This window comes from Stenotrophomonas sp. TWI273 (assembly GCF_039674765.1).
Classification (GTDB): domain Bacteria; phylum Pseudomonadota; class Gammaproteobacteria; order Xanthomonadales; family Xanthomonadaceae; genus Stenotrophomonas.
Genome location: NZ_JBDJOA010000015.1, coordinates 54,566 through 72,391 on the forward strand (window position 1 = coordinate 54,566; position 17,826 = coordinate 72,391).

Sequence of the window (17,826 nt, forward strand, 5' to 3'; positions counted from 1 at the left end):
CATGAAACTTTTCCCGTTGCATCTGATCCCGAACGACACCAAGTTCGACTTCATGCGCACCCGCTGGGTGGCCATTGGCCTGGCGGCGCTGGTGTTCATTGCCGCCATCGGCTGCATTGCCTTCAAGGGCTTCAACTACGCGCTGGACTTCACCGGCGGCACCGTGGTCGAAGTCCGCTTCGACAAGCCCGCTGACGTCGATGCCGTGCGCGACCATCTGGAAGGCGCCGGCTATGCCGGGGCCCAGGTGCAGAGCTTCGGCAGCGGCAGCAACCTGCTGATCCGTCTGCAGCCGCAGGAGATGGCCGAGGGCGAGAACGCCGGTGAGGCCAACAACCGCACCGCCGAAGCCGTGCAGAAAGCGATCTCGATGGAGGGCAACCAGGCCGCCATCGTGGGTGCCGAGTTTGTCGGCCCGCAGGTCGGTAAAGAGCTGGCGCTGAACGGCCTGTACGCAGCGCTGTTCGTGCTGATCGGCTTCCTGATCTACATCGGTTTCCGCTTCGAGTGGAAGTTCGCGATGGTGGCGATCATCACCACGCTGTTCGACGTGCTGGTGGTGGCGGGTTACTTCTCGCTGAGCGGCCGCGAGTTCGATCTGACCGTGCTGGCAGGTCTGCTGTCGGTGATGGGCTTCTCGATCAACGACACCATCGTGGTCTTCGACCGTGTGCGTGAGAACTTCCGCAGCCTGCGCGTGGAGCCGCTGGAAGTGATGAACCGGTCGATCAACCAGACGCTGTCGCGCACGATCATCACCTCGCTGGTGTTCTTCCTGTCGGTGCTGGCGCTGTACCTGTACGGCGGTGGTTCGCTGGAAGGACTGGCGCTGAGCCAGATGATCGGTGCGGTGATCGGTACGCTGTCGTCGATCTTCATTGCCTGCCCGCTGCTGACGATGGGCGCGCTGGCGGTGACCAAGCAGGATCTGCTGCCGAAGGCCAAGGACGTGGAAGCGTTGGAGCGTCGTCCGTAAGTTTTCTGGTGGTGTGAAACATCTGAAAGGCCGCGCATTGCGCGGCCTTTCTTTTTGTTTGGGGCCAGAGCCGGAGCCGGAGCCAGAGCCAGAGCCAGGGCGGCGCCTTGGGTGCTCACTGTTGGAGGGCGACGGATAGCGCTGTGCTGGACCCGCCGTAAACCCATCCCTGGGGGCTCGTGAGCGCCATCCATGGCGCTCCAACGGTCCTGCACATCGCTATCCGTCACCCTCCAGACAGGGGGCTGGATGGCGGTTGGTAGGGCAGAGCGAAGCAAGGCAAAGCCACGCAAAGCAAAGCCACGCAAAGCAAAGCAAAGCAACGGCACCCGCGCTGGCGTGGATCTACGTGGGGCAAGAATCGGCCTTGGCATTGGTGACTCTCTGCACGCGCGATCCTGGTTCGGCGACAGTCGGCCAATCTCCAAGAGTCAGCACCCAATGCACTCGTCACAGCGTCAGGTGTGGCAGGTAGAGCCACGCCATGCGTGGCTGCTCTCCCGTCCGCAGCGACCCTGCGTCGGGCAGGGGCCGGTGAGGGCAGGGCGGGACCGTCACCCGCATGGATGCGGGTGTCGAGCCTCCAGGGACGGATTCACGGCGCGTCCCGACCTGCCCTCACCGGTCCCAGGCCACGAGGAACATACACCCCCGTCGGTTGTACTAAGCAGCGCTGCGCACTACGATCCCTTGCGTTCCGCGCAGCCGCTCCGGTGGCGCGCGACCTCCCTTTTCATCGCGCCGGTCCGCCCTGCGCCAGTCCCCTCGAGGTTTACATGGTCATCAAACCGCGTGTGCGCGGCTTCATCTGCGTCACCACCCATCCCGTCGGCTGCGATGCGGCCGTCAAGCAGCAGATCGATTACATCCAGTCCAAGCCGAAGATCACCAATGGCCCGAAGAAGGTGCTGGTGCTCGGCGCCTCCACCGGCTACGGGCTGGCCGCGCGCATCACTGCCGCCTTCGGCAGCGATGCCGCCACGCTGGGCGTGTTCTTCGAGCGCCCGGGCACCGAGACCAAGCCCGGCACCGCCGGCTGGTACAACACCGCCGCGTTCCACAAGTACGCCGAGCAGGCCGGTCTGTACGCCAAGAGCGTCAATGGCGATGCGTTCTCCGATGAGGTCAAGGCCAAGGTCATCGAGCTGATCAAGCAGGACCTCGGCCAGGTCGACCAGGTGGTGTACAGCCTGGCCGCGCCGCGCCGCAAGCATCCCAAGACCGGTGAAGTGATCAGCTCCACGCTCAAGCCGATCGGTGCGCCGATCACGCTGCGTGGCCTGGATACCGACAAGGAAGTGATCACCGAGACCACGATCGAGCCGGCCACGCCCGAAGAGATCGCCGGCACCGTCGCCGTCATGGGCGGCGAAGACTGGCAGATGTGGATCGATGCGCTGCTCGAGGCCGGTGTGCTGGCCGAGGGCGCGACCACCACGGCCTTCACCTATGTCGGTGAGGAAATCACCCAGGCGATCTACTGGAACGGCTCCATCGGCGCGGCCAAGAAGGATCTGGACGAGAAGGTCGTCGGTCTGCGCCAGAAGCTGGCCCCGATCGGTGGCGATGCGCGCGTGTCGGTGCTCAAGGCGGTGGTCACCCAGGCCAGCTCGGCCATCCCGACCATGCCGCTGTACCTGTCGCTGCTGTTCAAGGTGATGAAGGCCAAGGGCACGCATGAAGGCTGCATCGAGCAGCTCGATACGCTGTACGACATCCTCTACGGCGGCAAGGACGCGGGCACCGCAACCGAGCGCCTGCGCCACGATCTGGTCACCGATGGCGGCCGCAAGGTCGAGCTGATCGATGACGCCGGCCGCCTGCGCGCGGACTACAAGGAAATGGCACCGGAGGTGCAGGGCGAGGTGGTCGCGCTGTGGCCGCAGGTGACCAACGAGAACCTGTACGAGATCAGCGATCTGGCCGGCTACAAGGCCGATTTCCTGCGTCTGTTCGGGTTCGGCGTGGAAGGCGTGGATTACGACGCCGATGTCGCCACCGACGTGAAGATTCCGAACCTGGTCGAGATGGCCTGATCGGAAGGAGGGATGCCGACCAACGGTCGGCATCTACCGGTGTGGTGCGCGCAGATGCCCACGCGCCGCGCCGTGACGCCCATGCGGCGCACCGGGATGCGCCGGCAGCGCACCCGGATGTCCGGGAAGCCGTAGGTCACGACCGTTGGTCGTGACGCTCAGACGCTCAGCTGAAGTCGAAGTTCATCACCGGCCCCGCCGGGCCGACGAACTCACCCTGCACGTAATCCACGCCGGCACTGAAGAGCAGGCTCATCGAGTTGGCATCGGCGACGAACTCGGCGATGGTCCGGATGTTGGCGGCCTGCGCACGCGCGGTGATCTCGCTGATCTTCTCGCTGTGCTCGCGGGTGCGGGCGAAGTCGGACGTGAAGTCGCGGTCCAGCTTGAGGAACTGCGGCTGGAAGTGCGCCAGCAGCTGGAACGAATCCAGTCCTGATCCGAACTGCTCCAGACCGATCCGGCAGCCCAGCGGGGCGACCGCGGCCAGGAACTGCTGGGCATTGCGCAGGTGGGTGAACACCTTGGCCTCCGGCGCATGCAGCCACAGCTGTTCGCCCGGCACGCCCTGCGCCTCGAGTTCGCGCCGGAGCGTGGCGATCATCTGCGGGTCGTTGAACGACTCCGGGGTGATCTTCACCATCAGGTGGGTCACATGGCCCTCGCGCTTGCGCGCGGCGAGCATGCCGATCGCGTGGGTGACCACCCAGCGGTTGATGTCGGCCAGCAACCCGTGATCCTCGGCAATGCCCAGGAAGGCCGTCGGGCTGAGCAGCTCGCCGTTGTGGTCCAGGCGCAGGTAGGCTTCGTAGAGCTCCAGCGCTTCGCCCTGCAGGTTGAGCACCGGCTGGTAATGCAGCTGGAAGCCATCGCCGGCCAAGGCCTGGCGGATGCGTGCGACCCAGTGCTGGATGCGTTCTTCTTCCACGCGATCCACCGCGGCCGGATCGAATACGCGGGTGGTGTTGCCCAGCTCCAGTGCCGCCTGGGTGCACTCGGTGGCACGCGCCAGCACCTGGCCGATGCTCGCGATCTTTTCACCGACCTGCACACCGCCCACGCTGACCGTGACCGTGGCCGAGCGCTCGCCGATGCTGAACACCTGCGAGGCGAATGCCTCACGGATCTGGTCGGCCAGGGCGACGGTCTGCGCGTAGGGCGCTTCGGTCAGCACGGCAAAGCTGTGCTCGCCGAAGCGCGCCACCTGTGCGGTGTCGCCCACCGAGTGGGCCAGCACGCGGGCGAGGGCGCCGATCAGTGTGTCGGCCGAGTCCAGGCCGATCTCCGGCAGCAGGCGCGCGTAATGATCCGGTTCGATCAACAGCAGGCCGAACCGGCCCTCGCTGCGACCGGCCTGGGCCACGGCATGTTCGACATGCAACATGAAGGTCGGGCGGTTGAGCAGGCCGGTGACCTGGTCGCGCTGGCGCAGGTCCTCGACCTCGCGCGCCAGCTCCGGATCGAACTCCATGCGGCGGCGGAACACCACCTGCAGGCACGATTCGCCCTCATAGCTGGCCTGGGTGAACTCCATCGTGGCCGGGAACACCGCGCCGTCCTGGTTGCGCGCATCCACCTGGTACTGCGGCGGCGGCGCATCGCCCTTGCTCATGGATTTGAGCAGCTGCTTGAAGCCGTCCACATGCTGCGGGGCGACCATGTCCAGCAGCGAGATGCCTTCCACATCGTCGAAGGTTTCGTAGCCGAACATCTCCAGGTAGGCCTCGTTGGCCCGGATGTGCATGCCTTCATGGATGTAGGCGATCGGGTCGCGCGAGGAGGAGATCAGCGCATCGCAGCGGCGCTCGGTCTCGCGCATCTGCGCCTCGATCCGGCGCAGCCCGCGGCGCGCATGCAGATCGGTCCATTCGTTGCGCACTACCGCCAGCAGGTGCTCGGGCCGGTGGCGCAGGGCGATGGCGCGGATGCCATTGGCCCCGGCCTCGACCCACTCGGTTTCGTTGATCGATTCGGCCAGCAGGATCATCGGGATGTCCTTGCCGCTGGCCGCGATCTGCTGGGTCACCTGCAGCAGTGGGATGCTCTGCGCCGCGGTGACCAGCACCAGGTCGATCGGCTGGGTACCCAGTGCCTGGGCCAGTTCCTCACTGTGCTGCGGGCGCGTCGGGCGCACCGCGATGCCGCTGTTGCGCAGCGTGCTGACGATGGTCTCGGCGTTCTCGCCGCTGTCGTCCACGATCAGCAGGCGGACCGTCATGTCATTCGCGTTCTGCATTCACTACTCCCCGGACTGCAAACTTGATACACGATGCGTGTGACTACGTCCATGCGGCAAACGGTAGCCGATCACGGAACGCTGGTTCCGGCTCAGGCCACGCTCCCTGCCGCATGGCCACAGGCCCAGGCCCACTGGAAGTTGTAGCCCCCCAGCCAGCCGGTCACGTCCAGCACCTCCCCAATGAAGTGCAGGCCGGGAACCACGTGCGATTCAAAGGTACTGGAGGACACCTTCCGGGTGTCGACTCCGCCCAGCGTCACTTCGGCGGTACGGTACCCCTCGGTGCCACTGGCCACCAGCGGGAAATTCTGCAACAGCTCGGCCGCCTCGCGCAGCTGTGGCTCGTCGATCTGGCGCACCAGCCGGTCCGGGAGCCAGTGCTCGCACAGGCGCAGCGCCAGCCGGCGCGGCAACACCTCCGACAGCACCGTGCGCAGCTCGGCGGCGCCGCGTTCGGCCTTCATCCGGCGCAGCCACTCCAGCGCGTCCTGGCCGGGGAGCAGGTCCAGGTGCAGCGTATCGCCGGGCTGCCAGTACGAGGAGATCTGCAGGATCGCCGGGCCGCTGATGCCGCGGTGGGTGATCAGCATGGAGTTGCGGAACTCGGTGCCGTTGCAGCGCGCTTCGATCGGCAGGGCCACGCCGCTGAGATCGTTGAAGCGCTCCTGATGCTTGCCACTCAGGGTCAGTGGCACCAGCCCGGCGCGGGTCGGCAGGACCTCATGGCCGAACTGGCGGGCCAGCTCATAGCCGAAGCCGGTCGCGCCCATGCTCGGGATCGACAGGCCACCCGTGGCCACCACCAGCGAGGCGGCATGGAAGTGCCCCTGCGCGGTGTGCACGTGGAAGCCGTCCGCGCCGTGCTCCACCTTCTGCACGCCGCAGTCGGTGCGGATCTGCACGCCGGCGGCCTGGCATTCGTCCACCAGCATCTTCACGATCTGCTTGGAGGAGATGTCGCAGAACAGCTGGCCCAGCTCTTTTTCGTGATACGCGATGCCGTGCCGCTCCACCATCTCGATGAAGTGGTATGGCGTGTAACGGGCCAGCGCGGATTTGCAGAAGTGCGGATTGGCCGACAGGAAGTTGGCCGCCGTGGTGCCGGTGTTGGTGAAGTTGCAGCGCCCGCCGCCGGACATCAGGATCTTCTTGCCAACCTTGTTGGCATGGTCGATCACCTGCACCAGGCGCCCGCGTTTGCCTGCGGTCATCGCGCACATCAGCCCGGCCGCGCCGGCCCCGATGACCAGCACATCACAGCGGATCACACTCACGCCTGCGGCTTCTGCTTGCGCCAGGAGGGGATGACGCTGAGCTGCGCCTTGTCGGACGTCAACTGCACTTCGCCGTCCTGGATCTGTACGTCCCACTGCATCGTGCGTTCGATCTGCGCGCCCCATTCGGTGACGAACTCGCCCGGCAGGTCCATCACGTCCAGCGTGGACAGCTTCTTCAGTGCGGAGGCGTTGCGGTCCCACCAGATGTCGGCGGCGCGGCCGCCGTAGGTGACCAGCTGCACCGCGCGCGCGCGGCCGGCGGCCTTGCGCAGGCGCGACTCGTCGGGCTGGCCCAGTTCGATCCACAGCTCGACGTCACCGGTGTAGTCGCGTCGCCACAGGTCCGGCTCGTCGTCCACGCTCAGGCCGCGGCCGAACTCCAGCCGGTCATCGGCGTTCAGCGCGAAGGTGAGCAGGCGCACCATCAGGCGGTCGTCGGTCTCGGACGGGTGCTGGGCCAGCGTCAGCGTATGGCTGGCGTAATAGCCGCGATCCATGTCGCTGATCTGTAGTTCGGCCTTGCGGATGGTGGCGGTGAGGGCCATGGGGATACCTGAAACAAAGAGCGCCATGATAATGGTTCGCCATGAGCCCGTCCGATCCGATCCTCGCTGCCCCCGCACCCAGCCGCCTGCAGTTGCCCCCCGGCGACTGGCCGAGCCTGCTGGAGGGACTGTGTGCGCGCTTTCCGCGCATCGACCGCGCGCAGTGGGCAGACCGCTTCGCCCGGGGGCGGGTGCAGGACGCGCAGGGCAGGGCGCTCGCGCCGGACCAGGCCTGGCAGGTGGGGCTGGAGATCGTGTATTTCCGTGAAGTGGCCGATGAGCCGGTGATTCCCTTCGCCGAGGCCATCGTCCACCAGGACGCGGACCTGCTGGTGGCCGACAAGCCGCACTTCCTGCCGGTCACTCCTGCCGGCGGTTACGTGCGCGAGACGCTGCTGGCCCGGCTGGTGGCGCGCACCGGCAACCGGGATCTGGTGCCGCTGCACCGCCTGGACCGGCTGACCGCCGGGCTGGTGCTGTTCTCCACCCGGCCAGACAGCCGCGATGCCTACCAGCGCCTGTTCCGCGAGCGGCGCATCGAGAAGGTGTACGAAGCCTTGGCGCCGGCATTGCCGCCCCTGGCGTTCCCGCTGGAACGCCATACGCGACTGGTCCCCGGTGAGCCGTTCTTCCGCATGGCCGAAGTGCCCGGCGAGCCCAATGCGCGGACCCGCATCGAAGTGATCGAGGCGGCCGGCCCGGTCTGGCGCTACCGGCTGTACCCGGTCACCGGCCGCAAGCACCAGCTGCGCGTGCACATGGCGGGGCTGGGCGCGCCGATCCTGGGCGATGACCTGTACCCAGACCTGCTCGCGGACGGGCCGGCGGATACGCCGCTGCAGTTGCTGGCGAAGGAACTGACGTTCGATGACCCGCTGAGCGGGCAGCGGCGCACGTTCACCAGCGGCCTGTCGCTCCACCTGTAGAGCCGGCCGCTGGCCGGCTGCCGGGGTGTGTGGTGGTCACCAAGCGCTACGGAGGAGCCGGCCGGCGGCCGGCACTACCGGGCCGCGACTTTCCGCCGCGCCGGACCTCGACCCGCCATCCGTCCGTTCATCTTGCCGAACGCTTGGCCAGCCAGCGGTCCAGTTGCGCGGCAAAGGCCTGCTTGTCCCGCGCATGCAGCGGCGGAGGGCCGCCGGTCTGAACGCCGGCGCCGCGCAGTTCCTCCATGAAATTGCGCATCGACAGCCGCTCGGCCATGTTGTTCGGGGTGTACAGGTCGCCGCGCGGGTTCAATGCGATGGCCTTTTTGTCCAACACCAGGGCCGCCAGCGGGATGTCCTGCGTGACGACCAGATCGCCCGGCTGGACCCGTTCCACGATCACGCTGTCGGCCACATCCAGGCCCGGCGGAACCTGGATCGAGCGGATGAAACGGGACGGAGGGGTCCGCAGCCAGTGGTTCGCGACCAGCGTCATCTCGATCCCGGCGCGCTCGGCGGCCCGGAACAGGATCTCCTTGATGACGGCCGGACAGGCGTCGGCGTCCACCCAGATGTGAACTTTAGGGGTCGGGGCATCGGTCATTTGGCTGATCTTAAGGTAGGAAAAATCTGAATAGGGGGTGCGATTTCGTGTAGGATCGCCCGACCCCTTGTCCTGTCAGGCGGGAGGGGGAGGATGGCTGAATCACCCAGCTATCGCTTTTTCGGTAAAACACGAGTATCGTCACCCACACTGTGTTTGCTAGGGTCACCGTGAATCGTGGCCTGGTGCAGTTGATCTCACGATCTGCTCATCGATCCGCTTTACCAACGCCTGCAACTCAGTCTCGGCTCCGATACGCGGCGGCCGCGATTATTTCAACTATTGTTTCAGGAGTTAGTACATGTCTGATCGTCAGCAGGGCACCGTGAAGTGGTTCAACGACGCCAAGGGCTTCGGCTTCATCACCCCGGAAAGCGGCCCGGACCTCTTCGTGCATTTCCGCGCGATCCAGGGCACCGGCTTCAAGTCGCTGCAGGAAGGCCAGAAGGTGACTTTCGTCGCCGTGCAGGGCCAGAAGGGTATGCAGGCTGACCAGGTGCAGGCGGTCTAATCGACCCCCCGCAACCGTAAGGTCGCCTAAAACGCCGGAAGCGAAAGCTTCCGGCGTTTTTTATTGGGCGGCGTCCGGCCATCGTCGACGCAGAGCCGTTGAAGACGTCATCGCAGACCCCGTTGAAGACGTCATCGTTCCTGTTGCCCGGTTACGATGCCGCTTTGACCCTGCGGAACCCTCGATGATCAAGGTGCACCATCTGGACCACTCGCGCTCGCTGCGCGTGTTGTGGATGCTCGAAGAACTGGGCCTGCCGTACCAGGTCGTCAACTACCAGCGCGATCCCAAGACCTGGCTGGCACCGCAGGCGCTGCGCGACGTGCACCCGCTGGGAAAATCGCCGGTGCTGCAGGACGACGCCCTGGTCCTGGCCGAATCCGGCGCGATCCTGGAATACCTGGCCGACCGCTACGACAGCGGCCGCCAGCTCTCGCCCGAGCCGATGCCGGCCCAGGCCCCCGAACGCGTGCGTTACCGCTACTGGATGCACTACGCCGAAGGCTCGGCAATGCCGCCGCTGGTGATGACGCTGGTGTTTTCGCGGCTGCGCAAGGCGCCGATGCCGTTCTTCGCCAAGCCGATCGCACGCTCCATCGCCGACAAGGCGCTGAACGGCTTCGTGCGTCCGCAGGTGAAGCTGCACATGGACTGGATGGAACGCGAGCTCGGCCAGTCGCCGTGGTTTGCCGGTGAACGCTTTACCGCTGCCGATATCCAGATGAGCTTCCCGATCCAGGCCGCCGCCGCGCGCGGTGGCGACATGACCGCCTATCCACGGCTGCAGGCGTACCTGGCGCGGATCGAGCAGCGCCCGGCGTACCAGCGTGCGGTGGAGCGCGGCGGTCCGTTGAACCTCGGCGGCGGTTCGCGCTGAACTTGCGGCGCAGCCGGTCTGTCCCCATTTCATACCGATGAGCACCCAGCCCCTGCGTTTCGACAACCGTTTCATCCGCGACCTGCCCGGCGACCCGGAAACCGGCCCGCGCGTGCGGGAGGTGCGCGAGGCCGCGTGGTCTTCGGTCATGCCGACGCCGGTCGCCGCGCCACAGCTGCTGGCGTACTCGCCTGAGGTGGCCACGCTGTTGGGCATGGGCGAGGACCTGATCGAGAGCGAGGATTTCGCGCGGGTGTTCGGCGGCAATGCGCTGTATGCCGGGATGGCACCGTGGGCGGCCAACTACGGTGGGCATCAGTTCGGCCATTGGGCGGGGCAACTCGGCGATGGCCGTGCGATCTCGCTGGGCGAGCTGCTCACTCCGGATGGTGCGCATTGGGAGCTGCAGTTGAAGGGTGCCGGGCGCACACCGTACTCGCGGGGCGCCGACGGGCGGGCGGTGCTGCGCTCGTCCATCCGCGAGTTCCTGTGCAGCGAAGCGATGCATCACCTCGGTGTGCCGACCACGCGGGCGCTGAGTCTGGTTGGCACCGGCGATACCGTGGTGCGCGACATGTTCTACGACGGTCGCCCTGAAGCCGAGCCCGGCGCGATCGTGTGTCGCGTCGCGCCGTCGTTCATCCGCTTTGGCAGCTTCGAACTGCCGGCGTCGCGCGGCGACACGACGTTGCTGCGGCAGTTGGCCGATGTCTGCATCGCGCGCGATTTTCCTGCGCTGGCAGAGGCGGGCGAGGCGCGCCATGCGCGCTGGTTTGCCGACATCTGCGAGCGCACCGCGGTGCTTGTCGCGCATTGGATGCGCGTCGGTTTCGTGCATGGCGTGATGAACACCGACAACCTCTCCATCCTCGGGCTCACCATCGATTACGGCCCGTATGGCTGGGTCGAGGATTACGATCCCGAGTGGACCCCCAACACCACCGACGCGCAGGGCCGACGCTATCGTTTCGGCACGCAGCCGCAGGTGGCGTACTGGAATCTCACCCGGCTGGCGCAGGCCTTGGCGCCTCTGTTCGAGGATGTCACCCCGCTGCATGACGGTCTGGCGCGCTTCCAGCAGGTGCACGCGCAATGCGAGCGCGCCGACATCGCCGCGAAGCTGGGCCTGGACGGCTGCCGCGATGACGACGTGGCGTTGATGGCGGCCTGGCTGGAGATCCTGCACGAGGGCGAGATGGACATGACGCTCGCGTTCCGCGGGCTGATGGCGATCGATCCTGCATCGCCTTCGGTGGCGGTGCTGGAGGAGGCGTTCTACAGCCCGGCCCGTCGCGAAGCGGTGCTGCCGTCGCTGCAGGCATGGCTGCAGCAGTACGCGGTGCGCCTGCGTTGCGATGGCCTGAGTGCACAGGCGCGTCAGCAGCAGATGGGCCGCGCCAACCCGGTCTACGTGCTGCGCAACTGGCTGGCCCAGGAGGCGATCGAGCAGGCGGAGCAGGGCGATCTCAGTGGCGTGCACACGCTGCTGGAGGTGCTGCGTCGCCCGTATGACGTGCAGCCCGGGCGCGAGCACTTCGCGGCCAAGCGACCCGAGTGGGCGCGTGTGAAGGCCGGCTGCTCGATGCTGTCCTGCAGCTCGTAGGGCGCTCGGTTACCCTATGCCACCCTTTGTGCTGTGCCGATCATGACCGAGTCTTCCGCCACGCCCGCCTGGGCCGGCCGCCTGCGCGACATCGCCGATTTCCCCAAGCCGGGCATCCTGTTCAAGGACATCATGCCGTTGCTCGCCGACGGCCCGGATTTCGCGGCCGCCATCGATGCGATGGTCGCGCCCTGGCGCGACGCCAATCTGCAGGCGGTGATGGGGATCGAGTCGCGCGGTTTCATCCTCGGCGCGGCCATGGCGCGGGTGCTGGGCGTGGGCTTCGTGCCGGTGCGCAAGCCGGGCAAGCTGCCGGGCAAGGTGCTCCGCCAGGATTACACCCTGGAATACCGCACCGACAGCATCGAAGTGCACGCCGATGCCTTGCCGGCCGGCGCACGCGTGCTGGTGATCGATGATGTGCTCGCCACGGGCGGCACCCTGCTGGCGGCGTTGTCGCTGGCCCGCCAGCTGCAGGTCGAGGTGGTCGGCGCGGCCGTGCTGGTGGAACTGGCGGGCCTTGGCGGCCGCGACCGCTGGACGGATGACGTCCCGCTGCTGGCCAACCTGGTCTATTGAGCCGGAAAACCGCGCGGGCGCGCCGCCACTGGTAGTGCCGGCCGCTGGCCGGCACCTCAAACGCCCCGACGCAAGTGCAGCCGACCAACGGTCGGCTCTACCCAATGCGTGAAGCGATCAGCCGACCAACGGTCGGCTCTACCGCTCAGACATCCATCTTGCGGACGCGGAACCGGCGGCCCTTGATCTTGCCGGCCTCCAGCTGGGCGATCGCCCGGCCGGCATGTTCGCGCGCGATGGCCACATACGAACGCGTGGCGTAGATGTCGATCTTGCCGATGTACTTGGCTGCCAGCCCGGCATCGCCGGTCAGTGCGCCGAGGATGTCGCCCGGGCGCAGCTTGTCGGTCTTGCCGCCATCGATGCGCAGCGTGGTCATCGCGGCCTGCGGCAGCACCGGCGGGCGCGCAGTGGCCAGCGGCGTCTTCTGCCAGTCCAGCGGCTTGCCCTGTGCCATTTCCAGCGCATCGGCGCGGTTGCGCTCGCGGTGCGTCACCAGGCTGATCGCCAGGCCCGTGGCACCGGCGCGGCCGGTGCGGCCAACGCGATGCTCGTAGGTTTCGATATCGGTCGGCAGCTCGTAATTGATCACCGCGGCCAGGTCCTGCACATCCAGGCCCCGCGCGGCGACGTCACTGGCGACCAGCACGTTGCAGCTGCGGTTGGCGAAGCGCACCAGCACTTCATCGCGGTCGCGCTGCTCCATCTCGCCGTGCAGCGGCAGCGCGGAGAACCCGAACTGCTGCAGCGAAATGGCGACATCGTCGACATCGCGGCGGGTGTTGCAGAACACCACGGCCGATTCCGGCGTGTACTTGAGCAGCAGGCCGGCCAGCGCCTTCTGCTTCAGTGCCAACTCGGTCTCGCAGAACAGGTGACGGATCGCCGGCGCGTGATCGGCGCCTTCCACGGTCACTTCCACCGGATCGCGCAGCAGCACGCGGGCGATCTCGCGGATCTCATCCGGGAAGGTCGCCGAGAACAGCAGCGTCTGGCGGTCCTTGCTGGTGCGCCCGGCGATCTCGCGGATCGGCTCTTCAAAGCCCATGTCGAGCATGCGGTCGGCTTCATCCAGTACCAGGGTGGTCACGCCGCCCAGATGCAGGACGCGCTTGCGGCCCAGCTCCTGGATGCGCCCGGGGGTGCCGACGACGACCTGCGGATCGTGTGCCTCCAGCGAGGCCAGCTGCGGGCCCAGCGGCATGCCGCCGGTCAGCACCAGCAGTTTCAGGTTTGGAATGCCGGTGGCCAGCTTGCGGATCTGCTTGCCGACCTGGTCGGCCAGCTCGCGGGTCGGGCACAGCACCAGCGCCTGGGCGCGGGTCACGGACGGGTCCAGCGCTTGCAGCAGGCCCAGCCCGAAGGCCGCGGTCTTGCCGCTGCCGGTCGGGGCCTGTGCGATGACATCGCGGCGCTCAAGGATGGCCGGCAGGCTTTGGGCCTGCACGGGGGTGAGCGAGGTATAGCCCATGGCATCGATGCCGGGCAGCAGCGCTGGTTTCAGCGGCAGGGAGGAGAATTCAGACATGCGGTAGTGTCGCAGAAGTCCGCCCGGCGTGCCTCAGCCGAGCAGCGCGTGCACGCCCAGGTTGATCCCCAACCCGCCCGCCAACAGCCAGCCGAACAGCAGCAGCGCCAGCAGCAGCGGCTTCATCCCGGCCTTGCGCAGCGCCGAGGCGTGCGTGGTCAGACCGAGCGCGGCCATCGCCATCGCCAGCAACACGGTGTCCAGATCGATCGCTGCACTGACGATGGCCGCCGGCAGCACCTGCAGCGAATTGAGCCCGGCCACCGCCACGAAGCCGAACGCGAACCAAGGCACCACGATCTTCGCGCGCTGGCCGTCAGCGGCTCCCTTGCGGCCCCGTGCCAGCAGCATCGACAGCCCGATCAGGAACGGCGCCAGCATCATCACCCGCACCATCTTGGCAATCACGGCGGTGTCGGCCGCCGGCGCACTCACTGCACGCCCGGCAGCGACCACCTGGGCCACCTCATGCACGGTCGAGCCGGTGAACACGCCGTAGACCTGCGCGCTCATCGGGATCCAGCCGTGCGCCTGATTGACCTGGTACAGCAGCGGGTACAGGAACATCGCGAGCGTGCCGAACACCACCACGGTGGAAACGGCCACCGTCACCTGCTCGGCGCGCCCGCGCACCACCGGTTCGGCCGCCATCACCGCCGCCGCCCCGCAGATCGAGCTGCCGGCGCCGATCAGCAGGGCGCTTTCCTTCTCGAGACCGAACCATCGCGTGCCGGCCCACCAGGCCAGCGCGAACGTGCTGGTCAGCACCAGCGCATCGATCAGCACCCCGCTGATACCGACCTGGCCGATATCCTGGAAGGTCAGGCGCAGGCCGTACAGCACGATGCCCGCCCGCAGCAGCCAGTGCTTGGAAAAGCCGACCCCGGCGCCGGCATGGACCGCCAGTCGCGGGTAAAGGGTGTTGCCCAGCGCGATGCCCAGCACGATGGCCAGGGTGAGCGCGCTGATGCCGTGCGCCTGCAGCCACGGCAGTGGCGCCAGTCCCATGGCCGCAGCTGCAACGGCGCCGGTCAGCAGCAGCCCGGGCAGGCGGCCGCGCCAGCGCTGCGCGGTGGTGGGTGAGGGCAGGGCGGCGGCAGAAGTGTTCACAAGGGTCTCCAGTCAAAGCACAGCCCTAGGCTGCGCGTCGCCGATGAACCTGTAAAACGCATTGTTCATGTCAATTCGACCTGTTTGGTGCGTTAATTGGCCTCATGCACCTCACCCTCCGCCAATGGCAGGTTTTCGTCTCCATTGCCGACGCTGGCACCACGGCCGCGGCGGGCGCGCAGCTGGCGTTGTCGCAGTCGGCCACCAGTGCCGCGCTCAACGAACTGGAGAGCCACCTGGCCAGCCCGTTGTTCGACCGGATCGGGCGTCGGCTGGTGCTCAATCCGCAGGGGCGGGCGCTGCTGGATCCGGCCCGCGCGCTGCTGGTCGCCGCCGCCGATCTGGAGCGGCTCGCCGGCGCAGGGCAGTCCAGCGCCGGCGTCCTGCCTCTGCTGCTGCGGCTCGGGGCCAGCACCACGATCGGCAACTACCTGCTGCCGTCCTGCGTCGCCGCGCTGCTGGCCGATAACCCGCAGGCGCAGGTGGACCTGCGGATCGGCAACAGCGCGGACGTTGTCGCGGCCGTACAACGGCTGGAGGTCGATCTGGGCCTGATTGAAGGCCCGTGCCATGAAAGCGGCCTGCAGGTGCTGCCGTGGCAACGCGATGATCTGGTCATCGTGGCCGCCCCGGGAACGACGCCCACGTGCATGGACGTCGCGGCGCTGGCGCAGGCCCGCTGGCTGCTGCGTGAGCCGGGTTCGGGCACCCGCGAGGCGGTCGAGCAGGCGCTGCTGCCGCACCTGCATCACTTTGCCCGCGCCATGCAGTTGGGCAGCACCGAGGCGATCAAGCAGGCGGCTGCGGCCGGGCTTGGCCTGGCGTGCCTGTCGCGGCATGCGGTGGCCGATCTGCTCGCGCTGGGCAGCGTGCGCGTCGTGGAAACGCCGGTGCCGCCGATGTCGCGCCAGCTGTGGGTGGTACGCCATCCGGCCAAGCGGGTGCCCGCGGCGCTGTGGGCGCTGCTGGGGCTGCCTGCGGACGCGTTCGGTCAGGAGTAAGCGACGCGGTTGCCGTCAGACCGTACAATGGTCGGATGCCTCTGATTACTCTGCAAAACGTCGACTTCAGCGTCGGCGGCCCCCTGTTGCTGGAAAAAGCCGAACTGTCGATCGAGCCGGGCGAGCGTATCGCCCTGATCGGGCGCAACGGCGCCGGCAAATCGACCCTGCTCAAACTGCTGTCCGGCGATCACAAGCCCGATGACGGCGAAGTCCGCGTGCAGCAGGGGGTGCGCATCACCCGCCTGGAACAGGAGGTGCCGCACGGTGCCGCCGGCAGCGTGTTCGACGTGGTCGCCGATGGCCTGGGCGAACTGGGCCAGTGGCTGGCCGAATTCCACCACCTGAGCATGGCCGACGATTTCGACGGCGATGCGCTTTCGGCCGTGCAGGCCAAGATCGATGCCGCCAACGGCTGGGGCCTGGATCAGCGCGTCAGCGAGACCCTGACCAAGCTCGACCTGGACGGCGATGCCGAATTCGCGCGCCTGTCCGGCGGCATGAAGCGCCGCGTGCTGCTGGGCCGCGCGCTGGTGTCCTCGCCGGATCTGCTGCTGCTCGACGAACCGACCAACCACCTGGACATCGAAGCCATCGACTGGCTCGAAATGTTCCTCAAGAACTGGAACGGCAGCGTGGTGTTCGTCACCCATGACCGTCGCTTCCTGCGTGCACTGGCCACCCGCATCGTCGAGATCGACCGCGGCCAGGTCACCAGCTGGCCGGGCGACTGGGCCAACTACGAACGCCGCCGCGAAGAGCGCATGAACGCGCAGGCGCAGGAAAACGCGCGCTTCGACAAACTGCTCGCGCAGGAAGAAATCTGGATCCGCCAGGGCATCAAGGCCCGCCGCACCCGCGACGAAGGCCGTGTGCGCCGCCTCAAGGCAATGCGCAACGATCGCTCGCAGCGCCGCGAACTCGGCGGCAACGTGCGCATGGAAGCCGCGCAGGCGGAGAACTCCGGCAAGAAGGTGATCGACGTCAAGGACATCTCGTTCGCCTTCGGCGAGCGCGTGATGGTCAAGGACTTCAGCACCGTCATCCTGCGTGGCGACCGCATCGGCCTGATCGGGCCGAACGGCAGCGGCAAGACCACGCTGCTCAAGCTGCTGCTGGGCGACCTGCAGCCGCAGAGTGGCGAAGTGCGTGCCGGTACCAACCTGCAGATCGCGTATTTCGACCAGTACCGTGCGGTGCTGCGCGAAGACTGGACCGCGATCGAGAACGTGGCCGAGGGCCGTGATTTCATCGAGTTCAACGGCAAGCGCAAGCACGTGCATGCCTACCTGCAGGACTTCCTGTTCTCGCCCGAGCGCGCCCGCGCGCCGATCACCCGGTTGTCCGGTGGTGAGCGCAACCGCCTGCTGCTGGCCAAGCTGTTCGCGCAGCCGTCCAACCTGCTGGTGATGGATGAACCGACCAACGATCTGGACGTGGAAACCCTCGAGCTGCTCGAAGAGCTGCTGAGCGATTACACCGGCACGTTGCTGCTGGTCAGCCATGACCGTGACTTCCTGGACAACGTGGTGACCTCCACGATGGTGATGGAAGGCGATGGCGTGGTCGGCGAGTACGTGGGCGGCTATACCGATTGGCAGCACCACGCTGCACGCGTGGCCGCCGCGGCTGCGTCCGCGCCCGTGGTGTCCGCCAAGCCGGTTGCTGCGGCCGCTGCCGCTGCCGCGCCGGCCGAGCCCAAGCGCAAGCTGAGCTACAAGGACGCGCGCGAGCTGGAACAGCTGCCGCTGAAGATTGAAACGCTGGAGAAGGACGTCGAAGGCCTCACCGCCGCGATGAACGACCCGGCGTTCTATCAGCGCAGTGCGCCCGACATGGCCGCGCACAATGCGAAGCTCGCCAAGGTGCAGGCCGAGCTGGATGCCGCGTACGCGCGCTGGGAAGAGCTGGACGCCTGATCCAGCGATCGATGTAGAGCCGACCGTTGGTCGGCTGGCGTTGCCATACCGGTAGTGCCGGCCGCTGGCCGGCTCCAGGCAATCCAGAGGAGAGC

At 67.1% G+C, this 17,826-nt stretch carries 15 protein-coding genes; 9 read left to right on the forward strand and 6 right to left on the reverse strand.

What is annotated here, in order from left to right:
- Nucleotide 1: 1 nt before the first annotated feature.
- A complete protein-coding gene (secF, locus tag ABE571_RS15870; RefSeq protein WP_313211573.1) occupies nucleotides 2-976 on the forward strand; it encodes a protein translocase subunit SecF in 975 nt (324 codons plus the stop codon).
- Between the two features lie 776 nt (nucleotides 977-1,752).
- Nucleotides 1,753-3,012, forward strand: a complete 1,260-nt coding sequence (fabV, locus tag ABE571_RS15875) for an enoyl-ACP reductase FabV (protein WP_313211574.1) — start codon at nucleotides 1,753-1,755, stop codon at nucleotides 3,010-3,012.
- Nucleotides 3,013-3,178: 166 nt separating this feature from the next.
- On the opposite strand, the gene ABE571_RS15880 is transcribed toward fabV, so the two are convergent.
- From ABE571_RS15880 to ABE571_RS15890, 3 genes are all read right to left on the reverse strand, one after another.
- Entirely contained in the window at nucleotides 3,179-5,248 is a 2,070-nt protein-coding gene (locus ABE571_RS15880; RefSeq protein WP_313211575.1) for an EAL domain-containing protein, read from the reverse strand.
- Nucleotides 5,249-5,340: 92 nt separating this feature from the next.
- The gene (locus ABE571_RS15885) at nucleotides 5,341-6,525 is read right to left on the reverse strand and encodes an NAD(P)/FAD-dependent oxidoreductase (RefSeq protein WP_346494075.1); all 1,185 of its coding nucleotides are present in this window, start codon (nucleotides 6,523-6,525) and stop codon (nucleotides 5,341-5,343) included.
- The gene (locus tag ABE571_RS15890; RefSeq protein WP_346494077.1) at nucleotides 6,522-7,073 is read right to left on the reverse strand and encodes a YaeQ family protein; all 552 of its coding nucleotides are present in this window, start codon (nucleotides 7,071-7,073) and stop codon (nucleotides 6,522-6,524) included. Before ABE571_RS15890 ends, ABE571_RS15885 begins: the two co-directional genes overlap by 4 nt.
- Before the next feature lie 41 nt (nucleotides 7,074-7,114).
- Here ABE571_RS15890 and ABE571_RS15895 point away from each other — a divergent pair, with 41 nt between their 5' ends.
- Nucleotides 7,115-7,999 carry a pseudouridine synthase gene (locus tag ABE571_RS15895; RefSeq protein ID WP_346482101.1) on the forward strand — a complete coding sequence of 295 codons (885 nt, stop codon included), beginning with the start codon at nucleotides 7,115-7,117 and terminating at the stop codon, nucleotides 7,997-7,999.
- Between the two features lie 127 nt (nucleotides 8,000-8,126).
- On the opposite strand, the gene ABE571_RS15900 is transcribed toward ABE571_RS15895, so the two are convergent.
- Complete coding sequence (locus ABE571_RS15900) at nucleotides 8,127-8,603, reverse strand: YaiI/YqxD family protein (protein WP_346482102.1); 477 nt, start codon at nucleotides 8,601-8,603, stop codon at nucleotides 8,127-8,129.
- Nucleotides 8,604-8,904: 301 nt separating this feature from the next.
- Between ABE571_RS15900 and ABE571_RS15905 the strand changes: the two genes are divergently transcribed.
- The 4 genes from ABE571_RS15905 (at nucleotide 8,905) to ABE571_RS15920 (ending at nucleotide 12,173) form a co-directional block, all read left to right on the forward strand.
- Nucleotides 8,905-9,114, forward strand: a complete 210-nt coding sequence (locus ABE571_RS15905) for a cold-shock protein (RefSeq protein ID WP_017356920.1) — start codon at nucleotides 8,905-8,907, stop codon at nucleotides 9,112-9,114.
- 184 nt (nucleotides 9,115-9,298) lie between these two features.
- Nucleotides 9,299-9,991 carry a glutathione S-transferase gene (locus ABE571_RS15910; RefSeq protein ID WP_313211580.1) on the forward strand — a complete coding sequence of 231 codons (693 nt, stop codon included), beginning with the start codon at nucleotides 9,299-9,301 and terminating at the stop codon, nucleotides 9,989-9,991.
- Between the two features lie 37 nt (nucleotides 9,992-10,028).
- Nucleotides 10,029-11,594 carry a protein adenylyltransferase SelO gene (locus ABE571_RS15915; RefSeq protein WP_346482103.1) on the forward strand — a complete coding sequence of 522 codons (1,566 nt, stop codon included), beginning with the start codon at nucleotides 10,029-10,031 and terminating at the stop codon, nucleotides 11,592-11,594.
- A gap of 42 nt (nucleotides 11,595-11,636) precedes the next feature.
- Nucleotides 11,637-12,173, forward strand: a complete 537-nt coding sequence (locus ABE571_RS15920; RefSeq protein WP_123729042.1) for an adenine phosphoribosyltransferase — start codon at nucleotides 11,637-11,639, stop codon at nucleotides 12,171-12,173.
- A 145-nt stretch (nucleotides 12,174-12,318) separates the two neighbouring features.
- On the opposite strand, the gene dbpA is transcribed toward ABE571_RS15920, so the two are convergent.
- The gene (gene dbpA, locus ABE571_RS15925) at nucleotides 12,319-13,701 is read right to left on the reverse strand and encodes an ATP-dependent RNA helicase DbpA (protein ID WP_259260417.1); all 1,383 of its coding nucleotides are present in this window, start codon (nucleotides 13,699-13,701) and stop codon (nucleotides 12,319-12,321) included.
- A gap of 33 nt (nucleotides 13,702-13,734) precedes the next feature.
- Complete coding sequence (locus tag ABE571_RS15930) at nucleotides 13,735-14,811, reverse strand: YeiH family protein (protein WP_346494079.1); 1,077 nt, start codon at nucleotides 14,809-14,811, stop codon at nucleotides 13,735-13,737.
- A gap of 104 nt (nucleotides 14,812-14,915) precedes the next feature.
- Here ABE571_RS15930 and ABE571_RS15935 point away from each other — a divergent pair, with 104 nt between their 5' ends.
- A complete protein-coding gene (locus ABE571_RS15935; protein WP_313211583.1) occupies nucleotides 14,916-15,812 on the forward strand; it encodes a LysR family transcriptional regulator in 897 nt (298 codons plus the stop codon).
- Nucleotides 15,813-15,847: 35 nt separating this feature from the next.
- Nucleotides 15,848-17,731, forward strand: coding sequence for an ATP-binding cassette domain-containing protein (locus ABE571_RS15940; protein ID WP_346494081.1), 1,884 nt, complete (start codon nucleotides 15,848-15,850; stop codon nucleotides 17,729-17,731).
- The last annotated feature ends 95 nt before the right edge of the window (nucleotides 17,732-17,826 follow it).

Bases quoted from the DNA above. Each gene is read 5' to 3' on its own strand.
- secF (WP_313211573.1), top strand. From the start codon at position 2: ATGAAACTTTTCCCGTTGCATCTGATCCCGAACGACACCAAGTTCGAC.
- fabV (WP_313211574.1), top strand. From the start codon at position 1,753: ATGGTCATCAAACCGCGTGTGCGCGGCTTCATCTGCGTCACCACCCAT.
- ABE571_RS15880 (WP_313211575.1), bottom strand. From the start codon at position 5,248: ATGCAGAACGCGAATGACATGACGGTCCGCCTGCTGATCGTGGACGAC.
- ABE571_RS15890 (WP_346494077.1), bottom strand. From the start codon at position 7,073: ATGGCCCTCACCGCCACCATCCGCAAGGCCGAACTACAGATCAGCGAC.
- ABE571_RS15895 (WP_346482101.1), top strand. From the start codon at position 7,115: ATGAGCCCGTCCGATCCGATCCTCGCTGCCCCCGCACCCAGCCGCCTG.
- ABE571_RS15900 (WP_346482102.1), bottom strand. From the start codon at position 8,603: ATGACCGATGCCCCGACCCCTAAAGTTCACATCTGGGTGGACGCCGAC.
- ABE571_RS15905 (WP_017356920.1), top strand. From the start codon at position 8,905: ATGTCTGATCGTCAGCAGGGCACCGTGAAGTGGTTCAACGACGCCAAG.
- ABE571_RS15910 (WP_313211580.1), top strand. From the start codon at position 9,299: ATGATCAAGGTGCACCATCTGGACCACTCGCGCTCGCTGCGCGTGTTG.
- ABE571_RS15915 (WP_346482103.1), top strand. From the start codon at position 10,029: ATGAGCACCCAGCCCCTGCGTTTCGACAACCGTTTCATCCGCGACCTG.
- ABE571_RS15920 (WP_123729042.1), top strand. From the start codon at position 11,637: ATGACCGAGTCTTCCGCCACGCCCGCCTGGGCCGGCCGCCTGCGCGAC.
- dbpA (WP_259260417.1), bottom strand. From the start codon at position 13,701: ATGTCTGAATTCTCCTCCCTGCCGCTGAAACCAGCGCTGCTGCCCGGC.
- ABE571_RS15935 (WP_313211583.1), top strand. From the start codon at position 14,916: ATGCACCTCACCCTCCGCCAATGGCAGGTTTTCGTCTCCATTGCCGAC.
- ABE571_RS15940 (WP_346494081.1), top strand. From the start codon at position 15,848: ATGCCTCTGATTACTCTGCAAAACGTCGACTTCAGCGTCGGCGGCCCC.